This window comes from Marinomonas transparens (assembly GCF_016463975.1).
GTDB lineage: Bacteria > Pseudomonadota > Gammaproteobacteria > Pseudomonadales > Marinomonadaceae > Marinomonas > Marinomonas transparens.
Map to the genome: position 1 here is coordinate 1 of NZ_JAEMNX010000069.1, position 482 is coordinate 482.

Annotated in this window: 1 protein-coding gene; it reads right to left on the reverse strand. The window is 47.1% G+C overall.

The annotated features are described in order from the left end of the window. The coding region (locus tag I8J31_RS20670; protein WP_199470478.1) for a hypothetical protein at positions 1 to 473 on the reverse strand (473 nt) is incomplete at its 3' end. Positions 474 to 482: the final 9 nt, after the last annotated feature.

Genomic DNA, 482 nt, shown 5'->3' on the forward strand with positions numbered 1-482 from the left:
ATGCCACCTGATGGTCCAGTCTGAGCAATGACTTTGCCACGAGTATTGTGCTGCGCTTTATAGGTCACCTGACCACCGCCAGTGGACGATTCCATTTTTTTAATAATGGCTCGGTCATCATGCAAGTTGTAGTCATATTCTGTCGCTTGGCCATCAAATGACGACTCTACACGGGTTAGGCGGCCATGTTCATCATAGGTATATTGCTTGTGGGCTCCCTTATCACCAGTACTGTTTCCAAGGTAAGAAAAATAGGACTTGTTGACCTGCCCCTTGTGGTTATAGGTTTTATGGTCTGTGATGGTATTTTGGCTTCCTTCACCAGGCTGATAGGCTTCAAATGCGGTGCCCATGCCATCGTACAATTTTGTGCTAGCAGGCCAGCTGCTCACCACGTCATTATTCCAATCTTTACGATGGCGCGTTATCACCTCAATTCGGTCAGTTTGTGTGGGTGATTTCTGATAGGTCATGGTCGCCAT